The sequence below is a fragment of the Nocardia sp. NPDC059228 genome, assembly GCF_042754245.1.
Taxonomy (GTDB): domain Bacteria; phylum Actinomycetota; class Actinomycetes; order Mycobacteriales; family Mycobacteriaceae; genus Nocardia.
In genome coordinates this window covers 1-1,102 of the sequence record NZ_JBHZAL010000165.1, presented here as the reverse complement: position 1 = coordinate 1,102, position 1,102 = coordinate 1, and the positions used below count along the sequence as shown (strand labels likewise).

The window sequence follows — 1,102 nt, the reverse complement described above, 5'->3', positions numbered from 1 at the left end:
CTGGCGGCTGCCGCCCGCGTCGACGCTGAAGATGCTCTTCGCCGACACGGTCCTGCCCGTGCTGCCGAAGGACCGGTCCCACAAGGTGACGACCGCGGATCTGGCCGGCGTCGGCGAGGGCAGCAGCCTCGTCGGGGTGAAGGAGGAGAGCACGTACACCGTCCACGACCTGTGGATGGGCGTGTTCCTGCGCTCGGGCAACGACGCCGTGCACGTCCTGTCCGAGATGAACGGCGGCGTCCGCAAGACGGTCGCCGACATGAACAAGCACGCGGCCGAGCTGAGGGCGCTCGACACGCACGTCGTCTCGCCGGACGGCTACGACGAGAAGGGCCAGGTCTCCAGCGCGTACGACCTCACCCTGATCGCCCGCTCCGGCCTCCAGAAGAAGGACTTCCGGGAGTACTCGTCGACCGTCAGGGTGCAGTTCCCCGGCGAGGAGAAGAAGGCGAAGAAAGGCAAGAAGGCCCCGAAGCGCGAGACCTTCGAGATCCAGAACACCAACCGGCTGCTGACCGGTGACGCGGGTCTGGACCCCTACAAGGGCATCGCCGGCGTCAAGAACGGCAACACCACCAACGCGGGCTCGACCTTCACCGGTGTCGCCGAGCGCGGTGGCAGGGTCCTGCTCGTCACGGTCATGAACCCGTCCGCGGAGGAGAACCTGGCGGTCTATCAGGAGACGGCCCGGCTGATGGACTGGGGCTTCACCGCCGCCGGGAAGGTCCAGCCGATCGGCAAGCTGGTGAAGCCCGGATCGGCCGGCGACGGCACGGACAAGGAGGCCGTCGGGGACGAGGAGTCGGGCGGCAAGGGCGAGGCGGGCGGCGACGACGGGACGGACCAGGCCTCGCTGGGCGACAAGGCTTCCGCGTCGTCGGGGTCGAGCGGCGTGGGGATCGCGGTGGCCATCACGGGCGGCGCGCTGCTGCTCCTGGCCGCGGCGGTGTTCCTGGTGAACCGCCGCTGGCCGCTGCCCGACCTGGTCAAGCGCCTGCCGGGCCGCTAGCGCGTGTCGCGCCGGGGGTGACCGCCGCCGAATCCGTCGCGTCGTCGTCCGTCCCCGCCGTGTTCCCCTCCCCCTGTGACGGCTCGTCCTTGC

The 1,102-nt window shown here is 70.3% G+C and carries 1 protein-coding gene; it reads left to right on the top strand.

The window, feature by feature from the left end; translation table 11 throughout:
- Nucleotides 1-1,009, top strand: a 1,009-nt coding sequence (locus ACFXKA_RS43210; RefSeq protein ID WP_379431944.1) for a D-alanyl-D-alanine carboxypeptidase family protein, incomplete at its 5' end; no start/stop codon positions are given.
- Nucleotides 1,010-1,102: the final 93 nt, after the last annotated feature.